This window comes from Fulvivirga lutimaris, from assembly GCF_009711525.1.
Taxonomy (GTDB): Bacteria; Bacteroidota; Bacteroidia; order Cytophagales; family Cyclobacteriaceae; genus Fulvivirga; species Fulvivirga lutimaris.
Genome location: NZ_SMLV01000308.1, coordinates 7631 through 12482 on the forward strand (window position 1 = coordinate 7631; position 4852 = coordinate 12482).

The following is a 4852-nucleotide window of genomic DNA, read 5'->3' on the forward strand; positions in this document are numbered from 1 at the left end:
CCAATGTAAGGGCAGTAATGAAGATACTCAGCAATTTCACATATTTTATTACACGCATGCTTCCAGTTTGGTATTTCAACACCATCAATCTTTTTACCAGAATTTGGGTGTTCACTTATCCATTCAATTTTATTTCCTTTAGGATTAATAGCACTTTTACTTAGAACACCTGTTTTTAAATCAATATTTGTACTTATTCCTCCAGCAGTCCAATTATCTGCAGGAATGGTACTTTTAGTACCAAAACGATGAGCTGCTGCTGCAATATGTGCTGTTTTAGTCTGTGGGTCACATATTGTTAGAATCCTTACTGTATTCAGTGTTTCAGCAAAAATGTTACTAGCATACCCTCGCTGAGATACAAATTCCATAATTATGTAATTATCCAGGCTTAGTAACCACTCATCAAACTGCTCTTGGGTAAATTGCTTCCCATTAAGTAGGATTGAACCTTGAACATTTTTTTCATAAACAAAGACTCCTCTACCTCCATGACCGCTGCGAGGTTTAAAAACAAGAACTTGCTGATCCCTCATAAATGTCTCTAATTCTTGGCCTTTAACCTGGTGAGATGCCTTGACTGCAACTCCGTTAATAATATAGTAATAGACATCGGGCAAGTATGATTTATAAGGATGCAGCACATCGTTAATCAAAAGTTTGTCTGCTATTAATATGCCATACTTCTCATTAATCCTGGGAATTGACACCCACCTCTGATAATCACTTATATACTTTGACCTATCATTTTTCTCTAGGTCATATTCTAAATATGATGTGCTTAAAAATCCGCTTCTCCACGATTTAATCTTTTTGAAAATACCGATGCGAGCAGAATGCCTTCTCTCCTTTGAAACTAATATCCCTAGAGCAGCAATAAAATCGAGAAACCTTCTAATTCTTTTAATAAGACCGTATAAAAGCCCTTCTCTCTTAGGTGATGCATTACTCATTAAATTGCTTCCTCTAGTTTCATTCCAATGAAAAACTCTAGTTGATATTTTGACTTAAGGTAATTTGTCTCTGTTATTATTTTTTCTTTTTTCTGAGTGTTGTACTTCTGTAAAGCAATATTAAACTCATCTAACGTTATTTGACCATTTTGAAATTTTTGCTCGGCCAGAAGGTAGTTTGAATAACTATCATCTGTTACTTCAAGTTGAATTCGGTATAATTCAAGAAATTTTTGAACATCTTGATAGGCACTTAATACCTGTTGTCTTATTGCTAATTTCTGACTATTTAAATCGTACTCAGCCATTCTAATCCTAGCCTGATTTTCCCTTTTGACAGACGGAGCCACAAACAATAGCCCAAGATTTAGTCTTGCAGAAAAATTATATTTCGGGAAAAATTGAGCTCTATTTTGAACATCTGCGTTGTCATTGATCACAAACTCATTGGCATTACCACTAACCCCAAAATTTGTTAACCAAGCTCTATTATCTTGCTTCAGATCCTCTTGAGCAATTAATATTTGCTCTTGGTACTTCTTATTCTCAGGGAAATTTTGCCATGCAAGCTGTACTAACTTCTCCTGCGTACCAACATTCTCAAGGTTGGCTGGCAAAACAATTGTGTTATAATCTACATCCTGACCATTTGAAACAACAAATGACAATGCGATTAGTATCGATAAAAGTGTAATCTTCCTCATAACAATTAGTAAAAATTTTATTCTATTCTTTTAAATTCGACTTGTTTTAATCTAGACAGTATGGCAATGATAAATGCAGTTAATATTCCCGAGGGATGAATTCTCAAGGCTTCCTGCGGATACTGAGCCACTATTATCATATAAAATATGGCAAGAAATATAGCATATAATATTTTTTTATCTTTATCCCTCTCCTTAAAATAATCAACGACACCTTTCCTAAATATTAGCACCATTATAGTGAGCCATATTAGCAGTCCAACCCATCCTGTTTCTATTACTATCCTCACGTACTCACTATCTGGAGGAAATTCACCTAAAAAACTATTACGGTTAAATTGACGCCCCCAACCACCCGTACTAGCCAGCCCATAACCTAAAGGTTGATCATATAAATAAGGCCTCAGCATTGCTTGATTTTCAAGCCGTACCTTCATTGACGGGTCCTCACTACCCTTAAAAGCAGTCTTAAACACATGTACCCTACCACCTATTCCTGGCATCATTATTAATAACAAGCCCATCATACATATGGCTCCCACCACTCCTAATACTTTCTTCTCAAATGAAATTAATCCGAAAACCATCATTCCTAGAGGTAATAAGAAAAAAGCTGTTCTCGTGTTAGTCTGAAATAAGCAAAAACACATAAACAAAGTAAGCCCAACCAGAATGTACTTATAATATTTTTTAATATCTGTAAAAAGTAACCCAAAAGAGAGGACTATAGAATTGCTCAAAATAATGCCATAAGACATGGGGTCATTAAAGAAAGAGAAGTACCTAATTTTTCCCCACGTTCTATATAGAGTTTTCCTTATTGGATCTTCATACACGTAATAATTTTCAATCGCATTTAAACCAATATATTTTTGTTTGAGCAAATACAAGCCAGCCAGAAACATATAAAGCATCCAGATTACAATAAAATTTCTTATGAATTTTGGTGAGAGAATATGATAAATAATAAAATACATAATGATTATGTACATATTATTTCTTACTGCATAGGTCCAACCCATTTTTGATGGAGCAAGAGGGTTGAAAAACTCCAGAAAATTAACACCTAACCATACAATAAGACATAAGCTAACTACATTTCCTGCAAATGAGCGGTAACTTTCTTTCCTCAGCTTTAACATTAGTCCGAGTAACATTAAAATCGCCAATGCATCTAGGCCGGTGCCAAGAGGCACATTGAATAACCTAAAGGTTCTAATGATAAAGTACAGAAAAAAACCCAGGGTGACACTCAAGTATACCCCGAATTCAATGTTCACTATGCAGAGATAAGCCACCGGCAAGCCAAGCAATAATATCAACGCTACAATCCCAAGTTTAACACCAGCCAGTGCTATGAGCAGTGAGCATAAAATCGATAAAATTGTAGCTACCGCGGCAATTAAAATGTGTTTTTTACTAATTGACTGTAACATCTATAAAAAAAGAATCTTCAAAAAGATAAACAGGCAGGTAATTACGCAAATAGAGATTATAAGAAAGCTCAATATATTTTCGTTTGGCCCTAACTTCTCTTCGCTATCTTGATTTTTCATTATGGTTTTTAACTAATTGCCAAAATAATTTAACCCGCTCCTCCCAGGAATTTTCTTCAGCTTTTTCAATCCTTTTTAACACTAACTCTTCGTCACATTCACTTATCGCATGCTCTATTCCTAATACAAAGGCATCATAATCACTTGCAAGATAAATCAAATCCTTAAATTCTTTAAGGTCTTCAGAGAAATCTGAAGACACAACTGGCTTACCACCAGCTAGATACTCATTTATTTTTAAAGGATATATGCTTTTTGTCAATTCATTTTTCAAAAAAGGCATTATTGTACAATCCATGTATCGCAAATAAGCGGGTAACTCTTCTAATCTTTTGGCTCCTGTGAAAGTCACGTTTTTATACATTGAAAAGTCTATGTCTGTATACTTTTCATAATTACTAGGACCAACTAACAGTACCTGGCATTCGCTAAATCGTTCAGCTATGTTTTTTAGAAGGTCGAAATCAATTCTTACCCCAACATTACCAAAGTATCCAATTACACGTTTAGATCTATCTACTTCGACAGGTGCCGGAATATCATTCAAGCTTGTTTTAAAAAGTTTTACATTCGCAGCATTTGGAAAGAAAATAGAAGGCTTTATCTTACTGAGTTTTGCCGTTAACTCGCGGGAGGTGCCCATTCTTATATCAGCGAATTCCGCTGCTAATATTTCTAATTTTGGACCATGTTTGTTTACATAATTGGATTTTACAATATTATCTCTTGACTGGTAAATATAAATACCTGGCCTTTTTTCTGCTGTAATTGGATGCCCATAAAAGGGATTGTATGAGTTTAAATAAACATAAGATTTAATATTATAATCATTAATAATGGCTTTAAGAGTCATATTAAAAATGCCATTATTTATGCTCCATAAAAAGTTGTATAAACGCCCTTGTGGCAGCCAGTTTATCGGCAAAACAGCCATGGGGCATACTGCAATTAAGGATCTATTATCATCATAGATTTGATGATACCTGCCATTACCAAGAAATAGTGCTTTCAATCTTCTTTTGATGGTATAACTGCTGAAATTCTTAAATACATCCTTTAACGTAAAAGGATGATCGATGTAAAAAGTTAAATGAGTTTTTGACAACTCCTTTGCAAGGGAGTATGATGCTGATGATAGCGGCTGATCCCACCTAGAAACGCTATGAACAAGAATTGCTTGATATTCACTCATACTAAAAGATCGATTTCCTCTTTTGAAGTAAAAAAAGTGTTACATTCCAATAATAACTGAATAACATTTTCAATATCATTATGATACTGACGTTGAGGTACTTATATAAAAATACTTGATTAACTATTAAGATTATACTGTAAGAACAAAGAGTTCCGTAAGCCGCTCCTATTGCTCCAAATTTACTAATGAATAGATAATTCATTAAAACGTTAAGAACGCTACTAAATAAAGTGAGGTAAAAGTTGATTTTAGGCTTGCCCATACTATCAAGAATAGTTCCAGCCTGGCGAGTAAATGGAACAACAATCGCAAATAATAGAGTTACTTTCAAAAAGGGTATAGCTGTTAAATAACCCTTTCCTGCGATTATCAATATAAAAAAATCAGGAAAAATATAAACGGTCAGAATTATTGGAACAACCAAAAAAAGAATAACAGAAACCG

The 4852-nt window shown here is 34.3% G+C and carries 4 protein-coding genes and 1 pseudogene; all 5 read right to left on the minus strand.

The annotated features are described in order from the left end of the window. Nucleotides 1–953: sugar-transfer associated ATP-grasp domain-containing protein (locus E1140_RS05900; protein ID WP_155180222.1), on the minus strand; the 953-nt coding region annotated here is incomplete at its 3' end. Then, nucleotides 953–1657 (minus strand): TolC family protein, encoded by a 705-nt coding sequence (locus E1140_RS05905; protein ID WP_155180213.1) that lies wholly within the window; start codon nt 1655–1657, stop codon nt 953–955. The genes E1140_RS05900 and E1140_RS05905, both read right to left, overlap by 1 nt. Before the next feature lie 17 nt (nt 1658–1674). Beyond that, nucleotides 1675–3093 carry an O-antigen ligase family protein gene (locus E1140_RS05910; RefSeq protein WP_155180216.1) on the minus strand — a complete coding sequence of 473 codons (1419 nt, stop codon included), beginning with the start codon at nt 3091–3093 and terminating at the stop codon, nt 1675–1677. Nucleotides 3094–3196: 103 nt separating this feature from the next. Further along, nucleotides 3197–4147, minus strand: coding sequence for a glycosyltransferase (locus E1140_RS05915; protein WP_185153450.1), 951 nt, complete (start codon nt 4145–4147; stop codon nt 3197–3199). 259 nt (nt 4148–4406) lie between these two features. Next, nucleotides 4407–4852, minus strand: a pseudogene (locus E1140_RS05920) (hypothetical protein); the annotation flags it as partial.

Coding starts and splice junctions, on each gene's coding strand:
- E1140_RS05915 (WP_185153450.1), bottom strand. CDS start 4,147: ATGGCTGTTTTGCCGATAAACTGGCTGCCACAAGGGCGTTTATACAAC.
- E1140_RS05910 (WP_155180216.1), bottom strand. CDS start 3,093: ATGTTACAGTCAATTAGTAAAAAACACATTTTAATTGCCGCGGTAGCT.
- E1140_RS05905 (WP_155180213.1), bottom strand. CDS start 1,657: ATGAGGAAGATTACACTTTTATCGATACTAATCGCATTGTCATTTGTT.